The organism is Klebsiella sp. SYXHC3 (genome assembly GCF_057196925.1).
The window spans coordinates 96,499-114,579 of record NZ_JBXUNG010000013.1 but is presented as its reverse complement, the minus strand read 5'-3'; the positions used below and the strand labels follow the sequence as shown (position 1 = coordinate 114,579).

At 50.0% G+C, this 18,081-nt stretch carries 20 protein-coding genes and 2 pseudogenes; 15 read left to right on the top strand and 7 right to left on the bottom strand.

All coding sequences use genetic code 11. From position 1 onward, the window contains the following. On the bottom strand, positions 1 to 107 hold a 107-nt coding region (locus AC2CGP_RS22545; protein ID WP_260777382.1), incomplete at its 3' end, for a transposase. A 510-nt stretch (positions 108 to 617) separates the two neighbouring features. Here AC2CGP_RS22545 and AC2CGP_RS22540 point away from each other — a divergent pair. The 14 genes from AC2CGP_RS22540 to AC2CGP_RS22475 all read left to right on the top strand — a co-directional run bounded on the left by AC2CGP_RS22540 (position 618) and on the right by AC2CGP_RS22475 (position 9,256). Beyond that, entirely contained in the window at positions 618 to 1,337 is a 720-nt protein-coding gene (locus AC2CGP_RS22540; protein ID WP_126027477.1) for a hypothetical protein, read from the top strand. Positions 1,338 to 1,396: 59 nt separating this feature from the next. Continuing rightward, positions 1,397 to 2,323, top strand: coding sequence for a hypothetical protein (locus tag AC2CGP_RS22535; RefSeq protein ID WP_484502456.1), 927 nt, complete (start codon positions 1,397 to 1,399; stop codon positions 2,321 to 2,323). A 61-nt stretch (positions 2,324 to 2,384) separates the two neighbouring features. Further along, a complete protein-coding gene (locus AC2CGP_RS22530) occupies positions 2,385 to 2,630 on the top strand; it encodes a hypothetical protein (RefSeq protein WP_085846045.1) in 246 nt (81 codons plus the stop codon). A 192-nt stretch (positions 2,631 to 2,822) separates the two neighbouring features. Further along, positions 2,823 to 3,119, top strand: coding sequence for a hypothetical protein (locus AC2CGP_RS22525; RefSeq protein ID WP_126027479.1), 297 nt, complete (start codon positions 2,823 to 2,825; stop codon positions 3,117 to 3,119). 83 nt (positions 3,120 to 3,202) lie between these two features. Next, a complete protein-coding gene (locus tag AC2CGP_RS22520; protein WP_021466378.1) occupies positions 3,203 to 3,526 on the top strand; it encodes a hypothetical protein in 324 nt (107 codons plus the stop codon). 66 nt (positions 3,527 to 3,592) lie between these two features. Beyond that, positions 3,593 to 4,087, top strand: coding sequence for a hypothetical protein (locus AC2CGP_RS22515; protein ID WP_126027480.1), 495 nt, complete (start codon positions 3,593 to 3,595; stop codon positions 4,085 to 4,087). Positions 4,088 to 4,196: 109 nt separating this feature from the next. After that, the gene (locus AC2CGP_RS22510) at positions 4,197 to 4,931 is read left to right on the top strand and encodes a hypothetical protein (RefSeq protein WP_126027481.1); all 735 of its coding nucleotides are present in this window, start codon (positions 4,197 to 4,199) and stop codon (positions 4,929 to 4,931) included. Further along, on the top strand, positions 4,931 to 5,146 hold the full coding sequence (locus tag AC2CGP_RS22505; protein ID WP_126027482.1) for a hypothetical protein: 216 nt from the start codon (positions 4,931 to 4,933) through the stop codon (positions 5,144 to 5,146). The genes AC2CGP_RS22510 and AC2CGP_RS22505 overlap by 1 nt, the downstream gene beginning before the upstream one ends. After that, positions 5,143 to 5,526 (top strand): hypothetical protein, encoded by a 384-nt coding sequence (locus AC2CGP_RS22500; RefSeq protein WP_157194898.1) that lies wholly within the window; start codon positions 5,143 to 5,145, stop codon positions 5,524 to 5,526. The genes AC2CGP_RS22505 and AC2CGP_RS22500 overlap by 4 nt, the downstream gene beginning before the upstream one ends. Positions 5,527 to 5,533: 7 nt before the next feature. Then, the gene (locus AC2CGP_RS22495) at positions 5,534 to 5,929 is read left to right on the top strand and encodes a hypothetical protein (RefSeq protein ID WP_126027484.1); all 396 of its coding nucleotides are present in this window, start codon (positions 5,534 to 5,536) and stop codon (positions 5,927 to 5,929) included. A 524-nt stretch (positions 5,930 to 6,453) separates the two neighbouring features. Next, positions 6,454 to 6,645 (top strand): hypothetical protein, encoded by a 192-nt coding sequence (locus AC2CGP_RS22490; protein WP_126027485.1) that lies wholly within the window; start codon positions 6,454 to 6,456, stop codon positions 6,643 to 6,645. Continuing rightward, a complete protein-coding gene (locus AC2CGP_RS22485) occupies positions 6,645 to 7,382 on the top strand; it encodes a hypothetical protein (protein WP_126027486.1) in 738 nt (245 codons plus the stop codon). Before AC2CGP_RS22490 ends, AC2CGP_RS22485 begins: the two co-directional genes overlap by 1 nt. Beyond that, complete coding sequence (locus AC2CGP_RS22480; RefSeq protein ID WP_126027487.1) at positions 7,379 to 7,696, top strand: hypothetical protein; 318 nt, start codon at positions 7,379 to 7,381, stop codon at positions 7,694 to 7,696. The genes AC2CGP_RS22485 and AC2CGP_RS22480 overlap by 4 nt, the downstream gene beginning before the upstream one ends. Before the next feature lie 258 nt (positions 7,697 to 7,954). Then, complete coding sequence (locus AC2CGP_RS22475; protein WP_126027488.1) at positions 7,955 to 9,256, top strand: putative Ig domain-containing protein; 1,302 nt, start codon at positions 7,955 to 7,957, stop codon at positions 9,254 to 9,256. A 251-nt stretch (positions 9,257 to 9,507) separates the two neighbouring features. On the opposite strand, the gene AC2CGP_RS22470 is transcribed toward AC2CGP_RS22475, so the two are convergent. From AC2CGP_RS22470 to AC2CGP_RS22445, 6 genes and pseudogenes are all read right to left on the bottom strand, one after another. Next, complete coding sequence (locus AC2CGP_RS22470) at positions 9,508 to 10,275, bottom strand: basic amino acid ABC transporter substrate-binding protein (protein WP_015366984.1); 768 nt, start codon at positions 10,273 to 10,275, stop codon at positions 9,508 to 9,510. Positions 10,276 to 10,370: 95 nt separating this feature from the next. Further along, a pseudogene (locus AC2CGP_RS22465) lies at positions 10,371 to 11,322 on the bottom strand (MurR/RpiR family transcriptional regulator). Next, positions 11,267 to 12,219: pseudogene (locus AC2CGP_RS22460) on the bottom strand (iron-siderophore ABC transporter substrate-binding protein). Before AC2CGP_RS22460 ends, AC2CGP_RS22465 begins: the two co-directional pseudogenes overlap by 56 nt. Before the next feature lie 11 nt (positions 12,220 to 12,230). Further along, a complete protein-coding gene (locus AC2CGP_RS22455; RefSeq protein ID WP_020079065.1) occupies positions 12,231 to 13,283 on the bottom strand; it encodes a FecCD family ABC transporter permease in 1,053 nt (350 codons plus the stop codon). After that, positions 13,280 to 14,305, bottom strand: a complete 1,026-nt coding sequence (locus AC2CGP_RS22450; protein WP_484502455.1) for a FecCD family ABC transporter permease — start codon at positions 14,303 to 14,305, stop codon at positions 13,280 to 13,282. Before AC2CGP_RS22450 ends, AC2CGP_RS22455 begins: the two co-directional genes overlap by 4 nt. Then, positions 14,302 to 15,123: an ABC transporter ATP-binding protein gene (locus AC2CGP_RS22445; RefSeq protein ID WP_032705700.1), complete on the bottom strand. Its 822-nt coding sequence runs from the start codon at positions 15,121 to 15,123 to the stop codon at positions 14,302 to 14,304. Before AC2CGP_RS22445 ends, AC2CGP_RS22450 begins: the two co-directional genes overlap by 4 nt. Positions 15,124 to 15,628: 505 nt before the next feature. Here AC2CGP_RS22445 and AC2CGP_RS22440 point away from each other — a divergent pair. Next, positions 15,629 to 17,701, top strand: coding sequence for a TonB-dependent siderophore receptor (locus AC2CGP_RS22440; protein ID WP_126028802.1), 2,073 nt, complete (start codon positions 15,629 to 15,631; stop codon positions 17,699 to 17,701). The last annotated feature ends 380 nt before the right edge of the window (positions 17,702 to 18,081 follow it).

The following is an 18,081-nucleotide window of genomic DNA, read 5'->3' as shown; positions in this document are numbered from 1 at the left end:
GTGGTGATATCGAGACGTGTTGCAACGCTGGAAACAGAATAACCACGATCAACAACCTGTTTGACTGCTTCAATTTTAAACTCTTCGGGATAACGCTTACCGCTCATGGGCACCTCTCTTTAAGCCATCTTAAATGACTCCGAGGTGTCTGTTAAACCCGTGGCGATTCAGTTTTCTTTCCTTTTCAGCGTCTTTTACGGAGTAAAAGTAAATAACTACGGCGCACTAATCACATCTCATTTACTTCTATGCATACATTACATCTCTATGAGTATTCATCTATGCGCACTACATTACCTGCTCTGAATGTAACCGTTAAATACCGTTAAGTTTACCGTTATGTTAATTCCATAGGTGGTATGAATATATCAGTGTAGAACTGATCGACAGGCATGATCATAAATATCAATTCTTAGTGTATTTGTGCGCATTAGATAAGAATCATCTCATTAGATGTAGCCCTATTAGAATGTTCCTAGGATAATTCAATTCCCGGCTACTAAGGTAGCTAACAAAGAAGAGAATAATAGAATGGCTACTATCACTAACTTGAATGCACATGCATTGATGAACAGCGCTAAAGGTTATATTAAAGCTCTGCAAGAAACTAAAACAATATGGTTAAGGTTGTTACAGATTGGAACATTTGCGTAGCTCAATCTGACATGATCACCTACAACTTCCCGGTAGGAGAATATAAGCGTAAGGCTCATCTTATCGCTGATTTTGAGCGTGTTATTGAACAGCTTAATGAAATGGCTTTTTGTCCTATAGAAGCTGGTGAGGCCTTATCTGTATGCGATTCTAACGATACGCAGATTAATAACGTTTCAACTACTGAAGAGGCTGTACAAATGGTTAATGTTCTTATCGCTACTAATGCTACCTTTCGTGATGTTCCTGATAATGGCGTATTCTCACAAGCTGGTACATCACCGCTTAGCCTCTATTCTTATTTCTGGAAAACTCCAGAAGGTGAAGCGGCTAATACTGTAGAGTCTACCGCTTTATCTATGAATCTATTGCCTGTGCAATTCAATCCAGATGATCGGGTTCAAGTGTGGGGAGTGGCTAATACATGGGAAAGTGTAAATGATCTTATCTCTGCTCATGTGTTAGCTAGTCGCCGTGTCTATATTCAGAATGAAACAGATGCTGAGCGCTTAGCGGCCTTTGCTTTGTCTCTGCCTCAAGCTGATTTAGCTAGCTTCTTACGCATGATTCAAACTCATTGCACCGAAGAGTTCACTAGTGAAGTGTTAGCCGCTTTTCATGCCTCTGTAGAGCCAGAGATACAGGAACGGTTAAACAGCTTATTGCACACAGCACAGGCTTAATTTACAGCGCCCCGTTCAGGCGGGGCATTAACATTTAAAATATTATGGGAGTGGTGAAAATGGTAGATGTAAAAGCAATCTTTGAACGTGTTGGTGTTGAACTGGATGAAGGGATTTATGGTATGTCACCTTCACCGCTTCCACGTATGAAGCAGTTAGTAAAACTCATGCCAGCGGTAGAAGATGGTGAATGCACCTTAGCAGATATCAACATCTATCTTAATGATATCCGGTCTGCTCGTATTGAAGCAGATGCTAACAGTAAGATGGCTAGTGAAAAGACTATTCGCAAGTGCTGGAACCTGCTTAAAGAAGCTAAGCAAAAGTATCCACATCTTGAGAAATATCCTTTAGCTCAGGCTGCATATCTGATCCACAAAGGGGAGACGGTTAAGCCAGCACCTAAAGCTGTGCCAGTGGTTAACGCTGTACCAGAGCAAATCAAAGCTAACTCAGACAACTACGTTAGCCTTGTGAACAATGGCGTAGTTAATGGGAAGCATCTTATCAATGAGACTGATTTTAATATCCTTGAGCATATCAAGGCAACAGATCCAGCGTATTACAATACGGTAGCTGTTCTAATCACTGAAGATCTGAGAGCTAAGGCAGAGGCTAAGTTAGAAGAGTGGCTCAAGGAACAGGCAGAGCGTAAGCGTGAAGAGCTTTATGCTCAGATGGGTATCGTGTTAGAGCCGTTGCCAGTGGTTCAGGCTGATAACCCTGCTGAACTTCCAGCGGCTGAACAGACAGCGCCAGCTTTTACACCTGCTGAGCCAAAGGCTAAGAAGGGGAAAGAATCAGATGCTGATTTTCTGGATCGAGTGAAAGCTCTGATCTGTGAGAACAAGGATCTGAACAATGATGACTATCAGCGCCTTTTAGCCCTGAAGAGTAAGAACAATGCTGTAGCGGCTGAACTAGTGGATCTTTGGGAAACGTCCCCAGAGACTTCACCAGAAGCCCCACAAGGCGATAAAAAGTAGTAGAACCGTATAGCCTGTGGCAAAGAGAAGCGCACAGGCCATTGCAGGAGCTTTTAGAGCTATGCAACACGTAACAGTAAAGAGCACACATTTTCACGCTTGGACGTCTCACCTTTTGGGTACGATCATAGGCGGGGCTATAACAGGTGCATTGATTGGCTTCCTATTAGGCTGGAGCTATGACGATTCAGGCTACATGCTTCATCAAGACATAGGCTTAACAGGCCTGTGTGGTGTGGTGATCTACGTGATAGCTTTCTTTGTCTATACGCTGGTGAGAGCGGCATTAGGGAAACACCATGAGTAAGAAGCCTTTGCAGTGGGCACACTTTCAGGTAAACGGCGTTACCGGATTTGTTGAAGTGGAGCCTAACGGCGCTATGTGGTGCCACTTCTCAGGCCAACGGATGGCCTATAGCACTATGCAAGGTAAGCTAAAGCAAGTAGTGCATAGTGTTATGGTTCAACACTCATTAGTTAGTAGCTGGCGGGGTTAATAATGCACATCATCTATATGCTTTTTGCAGCACAGACGCTTTTAATTATTTTTCTCTATCGGGAGCTACGGTATAGCATTGTAAGGCTTAGTAACTCTTTAGATTATGAGAGAAAAACCTTAGATATGATTGCTGATCATATCCCTGAAACTAAAAAGAAAGTAGCAGAAATTGAAAGGCACACTACTAGCAAGTTCATCAAGGATCTTGCTTCAGATATGGCCTTTAAAGACCTACAAAGAGCCAATGCTTATTGGTATGAAAAAGCGGTAGAGCTTGGCTATAAGGAAGAAGAATAAGCGCTATTATCTTAACCTATTAGATTGTAATAGACCTACTATTGACTTCCCCGCTACGGGGGAGACGAAAAGAGATCGTAAAGATGAAAAAATTAATTATTGCACTGGCACTATTTGCGCCTGTGGTGGCTACTGCTGCTAACCTTCCTGTAAATCTGGAATGTAAAAGCGTTGAAGGTAATAAAATTATTGAGATTCACCGCCCTGATTCTTACCCGTCTTTTCTGTATGTGAACGGGACTAAAATGCAGATCCGGGAAGTTCTTCAAGGATTAAACCCAAAAGATAAAATGTATCTGTATAGCAAAACAGATAGCTCAGAGGGCTATTCTTTCCAGCCTACCCAATCAGGTAAAGTTAGCTTACTTGCAGGTAGCGGTGATTATTTTAATTGTGATGCGGCATAAAATAAAAAGTTGTTATTAGTTGTACTGGCTTGTTCTGTTTCCGATTTTTAAAAAGAGACTATTAAAATGAATGCTTCAGATTATTCAAGTGTTACTCATGCTGTAAAAGCTGTTTCAATTATCATCGCTATTGCTTTTGCTCTTCAGGGTAAAGGCGGGATGAAAACTAAAGCGGATAAAGTTTTAAGCGCTGGTAAATTCTTTATTTGGGGTAACATTGGCTTTATCGCTTTCTTCCTTTTGGGCTTTATCACGCTGGCGTTAACTCAAAACCTAAGCGCCTATTATATGATCTGCTCAGTGGCTGCTTTCTGTCTGTGCTTCACAGCGCCAGCGGGGATCTATTCATGGGCGGTGTTATTCCGTAGCAAGGCAAACAAGGCAATCTATTATCCCTTTATGAACAAGTGGACTATAGCGGCCTTTATTCTCTCTAACGGTATTATGGCTGCTGTAACTCAGGTAGCCCCAATGATTTACTTTGTCTGGATTCCGGTTGCTACCGTTGTAATGTTTATGAGCAATCGCAAGATCAAACAAATTATAGGGATGGCTAACTAATGGATACTCTATTTGTTTTCCTCTTGTTCGCTGTACCTGTGGCGTTATTCATTTGGACTGTTAATAAAATCTGTGATCTTATTCGTGATGTTAAAGGGGTGAAAAAATAATGGCTTTATCAGATGGCACTATTGAACGTTGGTCACTGGCTGATGTACTTGCAGTTAAACCGAACTTAGAAAACCGCACTTTAAACTTCAGCGGAAACTACTTGCATGGTGAATGGAATGATTCATTAGGCGATCCGTTCGAAGTGTGCCTATTGAATAATGAATTTATCCTTGTAGACGGGCATCACAGGCAACACGCTTTAGCTCAGGAATGGTTAACTAACCTCCCTGATACGTTTGCAGTGTGGCACCGTGAAGCCGAAACGATGGACGATATCAGAGCGCGGCAAGATGCACACATGGAGGGTAAGAGATCTCCTAACGCCACTCAGAGAGCCTCTATCATCGATAAGCGTCTGAGCCTTACAGATCTGGAGAGCAAGCAAGCTAAGCGCATAGGCATTACAGCGGTTAAGCAGTTAGGCTACAAGGGCAAAGATGCATTGATGAAGGGTAAAACAGACTACATCGAAGAGATCCGCCTTATAGATACGTGGGGATTGAGCTTCGAGGCTGCACGATACCCGCAAGGCATCTTAGCGGCAATGCTCAAGACAGCGCGCATTAGCCCCGCTCAGGCTTGCGACTTCTGGCACAAGTACGACGCTAAAGCAAAGGGCAGCAAGTTTATCAAGCGTGTATTAGATCGCGTTGATCAAGGTGGATTAGGTGAAGAATACAATGCACAGCTTTACGCCACCTCTGTAGATAGTTTCGATTACTGGATGGATTAATGAGCGTTGAATATAACGCCGTATGCATTGAAGAATTAGATCCAGAGAGTATTAATTTCTATCCCCCGCTCTGGTTCGAAATGAAATATCAAATGGAACTTAATGCAGGTATTACCCTAGCGGCAAAATTAAACGAATGGAAAACTAAAGACACGCCAGCTTTAAAGAAAGCGCGTGAACGTTATCAGGCATACCAATTTAAAAAGGCTTCATGATGAAGAAGGTTTTATTAGCCCTTGCTCTTTTATCCCCCCTTGCAGCAATGGCGCATACAACTACTTACACGGCTAAATGTGGGGACTATTCTGTAGTGGCTGTATCGCATTTTCAGACTAAATATAATGATGGTGATGAAACCACTGTTTTTCAAAATGGAGCGCCTGTAATCACCTATAATGATTTGCATTATGGACTTGCTCAGATTGCCTATCTACCCTATGGCGGTACAGTGAGTAACTACCCTTTAGGCACAAGTGATAGCGACGGCTATTTTATTCTTATGGCGGATACTTCAGAGCATAAAAACATAGCGGCGTTAGTTTTAGGCAAGCATAAAATGCAATGTGGTACATTTACAGCAAATCAACTTAATTAGGTTTATCATGAAGAATATTTTATTAACAGCGGCTTTATTAGCCGTGGCTGGCTCAGCGTCTGCAAGTGTTATGCCGTATTCCTGCTACGTGACAAGCAAAGAATATACTTCCCCAGCTTTCGGGGTGATGATGTCTTTTGCTATGGCTCAAGGTGAAGGGGCTTATGATGTAGAAGGTAAAGTGTATAACTTTGAACCAGACGGTAAATACACTTTTGATCATCCAGCCCCGGCACAAGATGGAAGCGTATTAAAAGCAGATGATTCAAATAAAGTGATGGCCTTTACCATTACGGACAAGAAAGGGAATAAATCACATTATGCATGTTATGCCCTTACTGATCAGGACAGCACAGGCGCTGAAAGTGATTATGCCTTTAAATATTTAGGTGGTAAAAAATGAACCCTTTTCAATTCTACATGGATGCTTTAGGCGCTGCTGCTGATGGCCTCTTTTGCTTGATGCTTATTGGCGTAGGCTTAGTGGTGTGCGGTCTAGTGGCTGAATTCTTTGCAGATCGTAAAGAGAACATTAGGCACACTGAGCTAGTGAGTGAACGTAAACGCAGAGCGCCACGGATGGAGGGCGTAGAATGAAATACATCTACAGAGGCTTCATGATCGGGATCGGCTTAATGGTGGCTCATGTTGTCGTAGGGGCTACGGTGATCGCCACGCTCTGGAGTACCATAGAACCAGTGATAAAGCAGACGTTAGCAGCATATTTCCACTAATCCACATAGGCCGCCTTGCGCGGCCTTTCTTATGCCCTTTAAAGCTCCTGTACGCCCTTCTCAGCGTGTTTAATCCCTCTACCCTTACCCTACCAGATAGCCTCTAAAACTCTCTCAGCGCTTCCTGTGTCCTCTCCTATTGCCCCTACAGGATAGTACCTACAGAGGGTAATAACTAACTAGAGGAATTGAAATGAATGCTTTAACGATCTGTCAAATAATTGAAAATGAATTGCTTAAAAAATATGGAACTCTTTACAAGGCGCATAAAGTGCTAAATGTGCCTTTAGGATCAATTTATAAATTGCGTAGTAGACCATCTTATGATTCAGCATTCAGATTTGCTAATGCTGCTGGTATTGCTTTAAAAGTGGAGGTTATGTAATGGGATCTAATAAACGTACACCGCCACCAGTTACAACCCTTGCTAAAGAAGTACAAATTGAACTAGCCAGATCAAGACGCCGGGAACAGCGGAAACGTTTTGATGAACGTTGGAAAACTGTTAGTGAAGAGACACGACAACTTTATAAAGAAATTCAGCGCCGTGACAATGAAGCCGCTTTAGATCGAGTGAAGTCTATGAACAGACCTGTAGATCAAGATGCTATTGAGGCCGGGTTAATAGAATGGAACAACGAGAAGATTAAAGAGAATGCAAGTTTTATCTCAGAGCTAAACGCCGCTACCAGTTATGAGCATAAATGGAAAGAAGCCATAAAAAATAGGATCACACCAGAGCGCCAGCAGAAAATTAATCTCCAAAAAGAAAAGAATGAGAAGAAAGAACAGGAGAGGATAGCGCGTGAAATTGCAAAAGAGAAAGCAAGACAGGAACGGGAAGAGAGAAAACTTAATCCACCTCCTAAACCTCCTAAGCCTGTTAAGCCTCCTAAAAAATATCACCCTCCTATTGATCCAGAAACAGGGGAGTATTTCCCTATAGGATTGACTACTTATACCAAAAGCAATAAACAGTATTTTCAAGTAAGACGCCGGGAGGAAAATAAATTAAAGCATTTAGGAACATTTAATACAAAAGAAAAAGCTGAATTAGCGTCTATAGTTTGGCTGAGAAAAACATACGGACTTGAAGAGGAATTTTTTAAGGATGGAAAATGAAAAAAGTTAATGGGGGAATCACCCCCGACTATAATTATACAACTAATGTTGTCTTACCGCTTTGGCCTAATTACACGCCTGTAGCTTGCAGAATGGGTAACTGGTTTTGGAATGGATACGGGGCACCGTTTTATTGTGAAGATCTTGATGCTCTGGATGAATACGGATCAAGTGTATGGCTTCAGACAATACCGGAAACTACAGAAGGTTTCTGTGTGGGTATGGATACATTCTTAACGGAATACACAGGCATTGATTTAGCAGTACGTTTCCAGCTATGGGTAAATAATGGCGCTAAGGGGCATTTTAAATGATCCCAGCGTGTGTAATGGCTATTTACAGAGTGGCGGATCAATGCTGTTAGGTAGTGTTGATTATTACTCAAAGGCCGATGTATTCACTATTACGCTTAACCCTAATCCAGTACCTGATTATGTCACTGGCACCACATCAACGGATACATGCACCTGTACTACTACCGCCAGCAATCCTACTTATGAATGGACTTGCTTAATTGATGGCGTATTGAATCAGGGGGTAACGGCTGAGATCAAGGAGCTAATACAGCTACCATGAGCTTAACGTATGACTTCACCAGTGTGCATGAGCATTGCGTATTTAGATGCACTGTTACGGACGATAGCGGCAAGAGTCAACACGCTGATGCATCCTTTGCTATTGGAGCTCCAGCTACAGCCAAAGTACAGAGCGCTACAAGCTCGTTAGCTGTTACACGCTATGCTACTGGCTCAGTGGTGAGCGATCAGCTTACTGTTACTCCTTCCCCTGCTGATGATGGAACTTATCTGTACAACTATTCGATAGATACCGATCTATTCACTATCAGCGATACAGGGCTAATCACTGGCGTTGCTTCTACTGATGGCACCTATACAGCGTCCTGTGTTGTTATCGATCTATACGGCAATCAGGCACCAACTAGCAGCGCCTTTAGTGTTACTACTGAATACGCACACCTTAAAGGTGTTAGTGTTAGTCCTGCTACCTTGTCAGTAGTTGAAGGTGATCCGGTTGATCAGGTATTCACTCTTACACCTAATCCGGTAGATGATGGAACATATAAATACAGCGCATCGTTCAGCGGAGCTAATGACGGTCTGACCATTACAAACAATAATGATGGTACGTTTAAAGTTAGTGGCACTACCACTACAACCGGGAACGTTGTTATAGGCTTCACCTGTACCGATAGCTATAACGCCTCATACTCTGATAACGCTGTTATCACTATCACCGTACCAGCGGCACACATCAAGACAGCTACAGCTTCAATTGATAACACTACTGCTACTGTGGGAACGGCTTACACAGGACAGCTTAACGTTGTATGTGATGAATCCGATGATGGAAGCTATACCTATGCCTACTCTCTGAACGGCACTAACTATGGTCTGTCCATAAGCGGCACAGGAGCCATTACAGGGACACCAACGGCAGCAGGTACAGCAGGCTTTAAAGTGACGGTTACAGACTCATACGGAGCTAAGCAGACAGGCTACGCTAACGTAGTGATCTCAGCGGCTCCAGCTTATGCACAGATCCAGAGTGTGGGCGCTGTTACTGGCTACGGCACTAATCCGGGTCATCCTAAAGTTGGTCACAGCTTCACGCGCCAGCTTACGGCAACTCCTAGCCCGGCAGATGATGGTTCTTATGCTTGGCGCTGGTATTGGAACCCAACGGCACCAGCGGGAATGACCTTAACCAATGCCGATACAGCAATAGTTACATGGTCTGGTACTCCTACTGTTACCGATGGCGGCAAGACGTTCTATCTGTATGTTGATGTTACCGATTACTACGGAACAACCAAGACAACTACAGGCGCTGGTGGAATGGCTATCGACAAATAACCCATTGCATAACTATGCAAACACTAAGAGAGCTACAGCTCTCTTTTTGTGTATCTGTGCTATGGCCTCTTGTCTGTGTAGGAATAGGCGCATACAATCAATTCTCGTTTCCTACACGGGAACAACACAACATCCTGTAAGTTGTTGAATTGATTTAGCCTCATTGATTACCCAACGGAATCCCGTCATAGTCCTTCCCTAAAAAATACGGCCATCGCCTGAGCGACAGCCGCGGTCACTGAAAATTCGTGTTATTGCGCAGGCAGCGTCGGTACGTTGTCATCGAACCAGGTTTTATAGATTTTGGCATAGGTGCCGTCGGCAACGATTTTCTGCAAACCGGCGTTGATTTTGCCCAGCAGTTCACTATTACCTTTAGCGACGGCGATGCCGAAATACTGGCGCTCAAATTTAGCGTCAGGCACCAGCTTGAACTGCTTTTCCGGGTGCTGCTTGATGTAGTATTTAACCACCCCAACGTCGCCTACCGCGGCGCTGACGCCGTCTTCAAACAGCTCCTGCAGCATGAGCGGCGTATTGTCGAAGCGCTTAATGGAGGTGCTGTTTTTACCCAGTTCCTGCGAAACCACAATATCGCCAGTGCTGGAGTTCACCACGCCGACTTTTTCATTTTTTAACGCCGCCAGCGAGTTCACTTTTGAACCTTGCGGCACCACAATCGACTGCTCGGCCGGGAAGTACGGCGCGGAGAAATCCACCATCTGTTTGCGTTTATCGGTGATGGTAATACCCGAGATGATAATGTCGCGATCGCCGGTACCCAGAGTGGCGAAAATGCCCTCCCAGGGGGTATTGACCAGCTTCACGTCAAAACCTTCGGCCCTGGCGATCGCTTTAATGATATCGATATCAAAGCCTTCCAGCTGTTTTTGACTATTTTCGAATTCAAAGGGACGGTAGGTGCCGCCGGAGCCGACGGTATAGGTTTCCGCAGCCGCCTGTCCGGCTGCCGCCAGCGCGGCCATCATGAAACACGCTTTGAGCAAATTCTTGACCATGAGATATCCTTTTTATGCATTTATTTTGCATAAAAATACACATACTTAGCATGGCATGCAACCGGAAAGCATCGGGATAGCGAATTATCTTTTGTTCAACCGCGTTGACCACCTGATTTGCCAATGGCTCGATGCAATTCATTGATTCGCTTCATTGATTTGACCGTCTTTTGCGGCGTAGTCGAGGCAACGGACAGCACGATCATCTCAAGGCAAATCAGCACCGTACCGTGCAGCGGCACTCGCCCGTTATCGCCGCCGCGCGGAACATCAATCACCACCTGTGCCAGTTGACTGAAGCGCGAATCCAGCGCCTGGGTGAGTAATATCGTCGGGATCCCCAGCCGCTGCGCCTCGCGCAACGTGGTCATGCCCTCCCGGTGCGGCGATTTTTGCCCCATCATAATCAGCACGTCGCCGCGCTGCAGGCTAATCAACTGCTCAGCAAGACTGAAGCCGGTACGGTTGAGGGTACAGGCAGGTAAGCCAATACGATTAAACAGACGCGCGGTGTACTCGGCGAGGATCCCCGACGCCCCGATGCCAAATATCGCCACCTGACGCGCATCCCCCAGCAGCGCCACCGCCTGGGCTACCGCCGCGCGATTGTCCGCACGCGATAGCACCTCACAGGCGCGTTGATGCCCATCGAGCACAAAATCGATGCTGGAATTGACATCACAGGAGAGTGCCCCCACCGTCGAGCGCATCTTTTCCGACGAGGTCGCTGACGGCCCGAACCAGCGCGCCATGGTCTCTTTTAATTCGCGTAGCCCGGCAAAACCCAATGCCTGAATTGCCCTCACCACGGTGGCATCGGAGGTGTGAGTAGCGGTGGCGATCTCCATCGCCGTGCGTTCCAGTACCACCTCGCGATTATCATTAATGTAGTTTGCCACTTCGCGTAAACGGGGCGAAAGTTGATGCGCGCGGGCGCGAAAACGCTCGCCAAACAGATCGACTCTGCCCTTCTCTTTTTTCACTCCCGCTTTCATTTCGCCCCCGCCGGAATCGGCCGCCCGGCGATGTGCGACTGCACCTGAGCAACCATCAGCGTCAATGCGGCATACGAATTAGAAATAACCTCTTCGCGCGGCAGCAAAATATAGCGGCCGGTGCGGCAGGCGCGCATAAAGTCACACCAGCCGGGCATTACCGCCTCCATGGCCTTTAGCTCATCCTGCGGCTTACCGCCGGTGTCCGAACGCCAGGTCGCGAAGACAAAATCGGCATCCAGTTCCGGTAGCTGCTCGGCGCTGACGTCGATCCGCTGGCCATCGGGGATCTTGTCGATCAACGGCGGGAAGCGGAACCCGGCGTCACGCAGAACTCGCCCCAGCGCGTGATAGGAGTAGTGTACCGTCACCTTGCCGTTATTCGCCTGTATCACCGACACGCGGTACTGCTGCGGGTCGACCGTGACCTTTAGCTGTTTAATTTGTTCCTGATAACGACGTTCAAGCACCGCGAGCCGCGCCTGGCTGCCGGTGAGCTGCGCCAGTTTGCGGTAAATCCGCGGCGCGCTGCCCTGCAGGTGATCGATACTGACCGTCGGCGCGATTTTCGCCAGTTGCTCCACCGAGACATGGCGGCTCGGCTCGGTAATAATCAGATCCGGCTTCGCCGCGGCCACGGCTTCAAGGTCGATATCGGCGGTGCCAATAAAGCGGATCTCGCTATTGTCGAAATCGACGCCGGTTAACTGGGCGCTGGAGCGCAGGTAGTGGCTACCGTCCGGGCGCGTGCGGCCATGGCTGGCCACCGGCGGTACCCCAAGCTCAATTAGCGGGATGGTAATATCGAGATCGTGCATCGAAACGATACGCTGCGGATGCAGCGGTACGCTCACCGTACGACCTAAATCGTCGGTGAAGGTTTGCGAATCGGCAGCCGCGGCAGCGCCCGCGCACAGCACCAGCAGAGAAACGAACCAACGCATAACAATCCTTTTTGATTTACAGGGCGTCACGGCGACGCCAAAGCAGAGCAATAAAAAATGGGCACCCCACCAGAGCAATAACAATCCCCGCCGGGATCTGCAGCGGCGCAAACGCCAGCCGCCCCAGCGTATCGGTTGCCAGCACCAGCAACGCGCCAATCAGCGCGCTGCCGCAGAGTAGCGCCACCTGACCGCCGCGCAGGACGAAACGCGCCATATGCGGCGCCATCAGACCGACAAAACCCAGACTGCCAACGCAGGAAACGCTGGCAGAGGTCAGCAGCACGGGGGCAAAGAAGCGTAGCAGCGTGAGCTGCGGCAAACGTACGCCAAGACCGATGGCGGTACGATCGCCCAGCAGCGCCACATCCGCCGCGCGGGCGGTGCAAAACAGAATCAATGCGCCAGGCAGCGCCCAGCAAAACGCCACCGCCAGCAGCGGCCAGGTCGCCGCGTGCAGGCTGCCGGAGAGCCAGATCATCGCCGTCTGTACATCGCGTACGTCGGCGGTGGTCATAAAAATGCCAACCGCCGCCGCCAGCGTCCATGACACGCCGATGCCAATCAGAATAAAGCGCGGACGTGAACAATCGCGCGCCAGCGCCAGCACCAACAGCGCCACCAATACGCCGCCGAGCATTCCCGCCAGCGGCCGCCACGCCAGCCCTATGGCCGGGAAAAACAGAATTAGCGCCAGTACCACAATGCAGGCTCCCTCTTTGACGCCAATAAGGCCGGGGTCCGCCAGGCCGTTACGGGTAATGCTCTGCATCGCCGCCCCCGCCAGGCCAAGCATGGCGCCGCACAGCAGCGCCATCAAAATTCGCGGCAGGCGAATGTCAAACAGGATAAAGCGTTGCTGCTCGCCAATCTGCTCCGGCGCCAGCAGCGCACGCGCCCATGTCGAAGACGGCAGCGGGAAGCTGCCGCGGCTGAGGCTGTAGAGCCCCAGCGTCAGCAAAATGAACAGGATGAAGGCGGCAATTTTTAATGCCGCCGGACGTAACAATAGGCGGGTTGAACCCATCGCCAGAGGCCGAAATCCGGCGCGATGAACGGCGCGTTTCATTTAAAAAACCTCGCGGCAATAAAGATAAACAGCGGCGCGCCCACCAGCGCGGTCATCGCGCCGGTCGCCAGTTCCTGCGGGGCGACGATCGTGCGGGCGGCGATATCCGCCAGCACCAGCACCAGCGCCCCTACCGGCGCCGCCAGCGGTAACGCCAGACGAATATCTTGCGTTATCAGACGGCGCACCACGTGTGGCACCACCAGCCCGACGAACCCTATTGGTCCGGCGACCGCCACCGCCGCGCCACACAGCAACGCAATAGCGGCCAGCCCCAGCAGCCGGGTCTGCACCAGATTCACCCCCAGCCCCATCGCCACTTTATCGCCCAGCGCCAGCACGTTCAGACGTGGCGCGAGGAGCAGCGCCAGTCCCATGCCAGAAAGCGCCGGCACCAGCGCCGCCTGTAGGGTAGCCCAGTTCAACCCGGCCAGATCGCCGGCAAGCCAGGTGCGCATCGCCAGCAGCGTTTGTTCGTCAAGTATTAATATCGCCGCCGTCACCGCCGAGGCAAACGCCGAGATCGCTACGCCGCATAGCGTAATGCGCAGCGGCGTCGCCCCGCCGCGCCCGGCAGAGGCCAGCGCCATTACCCCGCCGAAAAGTAGCGCCGCGCCACAGGCGGCGGTTAGCGGGCGAGCTGCCGGAAAATCGCCGACAGAGAGGCCCAGCGCCGAGGTCGCGACCACCGCCAACGAGGCCCCGGCGTTGAGCCCAAGGATATGCGGCTCGCCAAGCGGGTTGCGGATCACCGTCTGCAGCAGCACCCCGGCAACGCCAAGCGCCGCGCCGATCAACAGCGCCGCTGCCAGCCGAACCAGACGTAAATCAACAATAATACGGTGATCGAAGTTCCGCGGGTCGTACTCGATCAGCGCCTGCAGGACCGTCTGCGGCGCGATCCAGCGGGCGCCTAAACCAAGATGAATCAGCGAACCGACGATTAGCATCAGGGTTAATAGCAGCATGGCCAACCGCGGACGAGTACGACGCCGCGTGGCGTACAGCACGGCGGCGCTCATCGTGCAACGGCCTGGGGTGCGCGAAACGGCATAAAGAAAGGTTTGCCGGTTTGCGGATTGATTGACATCTGCACATCAACATCAAAGACGTTTTTAATCAGTTCGGGGCTGCAGATTTCCTGTTCTGAAATGGTCCCGGCTATCCGCCCCTTTTTGAGAAATACCAGCAGGTCGGCATAGTTCACCGCAAAGTTCAGGTCGTGAAGCACCGTCACTACCGTGCGGCCATGTTCGCGGGTCAGGCTTTGCAGCAGTTCAAGAATTTCGACCTGATAGCGCAGGTCGAGCCAGGTGGTCGGCTCATCCAGTAATATGGTTTTCGTCTGCTGGGCCAGCGCCATCGCTATCCAGCAGCGCTGACGCTGGCCGCCGGAAAGGCTATCGACCGCCAGATGGGCGAATTCGGCGGTGCCGGTTAATAGCAGCGCCTCTTCCACCGCCTGTTCATCGGCTGCAGACCACTGGCACATCAGCCCCTGCCACGGGTAGCGCCCGCGCGATACCAGTTCGAACACCGTGAGCCCTTCCGGCGTCAGCGGCGATTGCGGCAGGATCCCCAGCTGGCGGGAAACCGTTTTGGTCGGCATGTCGTGGATGGCCTTTCCGTCCAGACGCACGCAGCCGCCGAGCGGCTTTAGCATCCGGGCGATGGTCGATAACAGCGTTGATTTGCCTGAGCCGTTAGCCCCGGCAAGCACCGTCATTTTACCGCTGGGGATCGTCAGGTTAATGTCATCGACGATAAGCGTCTGGCCATATCCGGCCGACAGGGATTCCAGGACGATCCCCTTTTCTGCAGGGTTTACCCGCTGTGGCATAACTCGCTCCTGCGCCGCAGCGTTCCGGCATCAGCCCTCGACGTTCTGCAGTCAAATCAAAATAAATCTCATTCTCTTTTGATCATGAAGGGGATGAATGTAGTAGTCAATACTGTGCTTCATGTTGCTTCCTTCACGTTGACCATCTCGCGAAGCGACAAAATGAATTTTATGAATAGCATTTATAATCAATAAAATAAGAGCATCTTACCGCCTACGACAGGCTGCGAAATCGCGCTTTTCTTCTGCGATGATTTTTTATCTTACATAACATTTACTACTACATTTCTTCGTGTTTGAATGATTCTCAATTACATATCTGAAGGCGCGTTCAGACGCTTAACAGATAGGTTTTATTTTCAGGGCAATGATTTTATTGGCTTTATCTGACCGCAAAGGCAGATTCGTTCACGAGAAACAGATAATGACTCAACCCCATGTCGCCTGCAGGACATTGCAAGGGCGCGCGCTTTTTTCGCTTCTTTTTTTAGCCTCACCGGGATTAATGGCCGCAGAAAATAACGCGGCAAAGAATACAAAGGATGTTGAGGACACTATTACCGTGGTGGCTGACGGCCGCCAGCAGAACGCCACCAGCGGTTATCAGCCGCTGAGTTCGTCCACGGCGACATTGACCTCAATGCCGCTGCTGGATATTCCGCAGGTGGTGAATACCGTCAGCGACCGGGTGCTGGAAGATCAGCATGCTACCTCGCTGGATGAAGCATTGTATAACGTCGCTAACGTGGTGCAGACCAATACCCTCGGCGGTACCCAGGATGCCTTTACCCGCCGCGGCTTCGGCGCCAATCGCGACGGTTCTATCATGACCAACGGCCTGCGTACCGTTTTGCCGCGCAGCTTTAACGCCGCTACCGAGCGGGTTGAAGTCCTGAAAGGCCCGGCCTCAACGCTGTATGGGATTCTCGACCCCGGCGGGCTGATTAACGTGGTCACCAAACGCCCCGAGCACCAGTTCTCTGGTTCGGTTTCCGCCACCTCCAGCAGTTTTGGCGGCGGCACGGGTAGCTTCGACGTGACCGGGCCTATCGAAGGCACAAATCTGGCATATCGACTGATCGGCGAATATCAAAATGAAGATTACTGGCGCAATTTCGGCAAGAACAAAAGCAGCTTTATCGCCCCTTCCCTGAGCTGGTTTGGCGATAGCGCGACCATTACCGCTTCGTATTCACATCGCGATTACAGCGCCCCCTTTGATCGCGGCACCATTTTCGACCTCGATACCGGCCACGCGGTCAACGTCGATCGTAAAACCCGTTTCGATGAAGCCTTTAATATCACCGATGGTTATTCCGATATTGCCCAACTGAATGCCGAGTACCGTCTTAACAGCGCCTGGACCGCGCGCTTTGATTACAGTTACAGTCAGGATCACTACAACGATAACCAGGCCAGGGTAATGGCCTATGATTCTGCGACCGGCAACCTGACCCGCCGGGTCGACGGCACGCACGGCTCGACGCAAAAGATGCATTCCACCCGCGCCGATCTACAAGGCAATGTGGTCATCGGCGGCTTTTATAATGAACTGCTGACCGGCGTCGCCTATGAGAATTACGATCTGCTGCGTACCGATATGCTGCGTTGTAAGAACGTGAAAGGCTTTAATATTTATCATCCGGTTTACGGCACTCTCGATACCTGTAATACCGTTTCCGCTGCCGATAGCGATCAGCGCATCAAGCAGGAGAGCTATGCGACCTATCTCCAGGACGCCCTGTATCTGACCGACAACTGGATTGCCGTGGCCGGCGTACGCTACCAGTATTACACCCAGTACGCCGGTAAAGGCCGTCCGTTTAACGTCAATACCGATAGCCGCGATGAGAAATGGACGCCGAAGGCTGGGCTGGTTTACAAGGTAACGCCAAACGTGTCGCTGTTTGCTAACGTCGCCCAGTCGTTTATGCCGCAGTCGTCGATTGCCAGCTATATCGGCGAACTGCCGCCGGAAGAGTCCACCTCTTACGAAGTCGGCGCGAAATTCGACCTTTTAGAGGGTATTACCGCCAATATCGCGTTATTTGATATTCATAAACGTAACGTGCTGTATACCGAAAGTATTGGCGACGAGACGGTGGCGAAGACCGCGGGTAAGGTTCGCTCGCGCGGTGTGGAGGTGGATCTGGCGGGCTCGCTCACCGATAACCTCAGCGTCATCGCCAGCTACGGCTATACCGATGCCAAAGTGCTGGAAGATCCCGATTATGCCGGTAAACCGCTACCGAACGTGCCAAAACATACCGGTTCGCTGTTCCTGACCTATGACATTCATAACGTCTATAACAGCAACACCCTGACCGTTGGCGGCGGCGGCCACGCGGTCAGCAAACGTTCCGGCACCAACGGCGCGGATTATTATCTGCAGGGCTATGCGGTGGCCGACGTCTTCGCGGCCTACAAAATGAAGCTGCAGTATCCGGTAACGCTACAGGTGAATGTGAAGAACCTGTTCGATAAGACCTATTACACCTCGTCAATCGGCACCAATAATCTCGGCAACCAGATTGGCGACCCGCGTGAAGTGCAGTTTACGGTGAAAATGGATTTTTAAGCCTTGCCCTGCCCCGGATAGCGGCGCGCTGCGCCTTATCCGGGCTACTTCTGTGCCAATAGCGACTGAAACTGCCGCCGTTGTTGGCCTCAAAATCGCTGAGACGTTCCCGGCAGGCCGGGGCAGCACGCAGGGATGCGTGCTGAGGGCCGTGTTTTGCAAGGACGCTGCCTCGGCCCGACCCGAAGCCTGCCGGGATAAGTCGAAGGTACCACGAAGTGGCGATTTTGGCGGCCATAGCCCGGGGGTACAGGGGGCGGCGGCGATTGGCCGCCCCCTGTGCGCTCCCTGCGCCATGGGAGACATAACGCAGAAGACATTTCGGGAGCGCAATGTGCTCTGAATGAACATAAAACAACTGTTTTTCTCGGACCAAACAG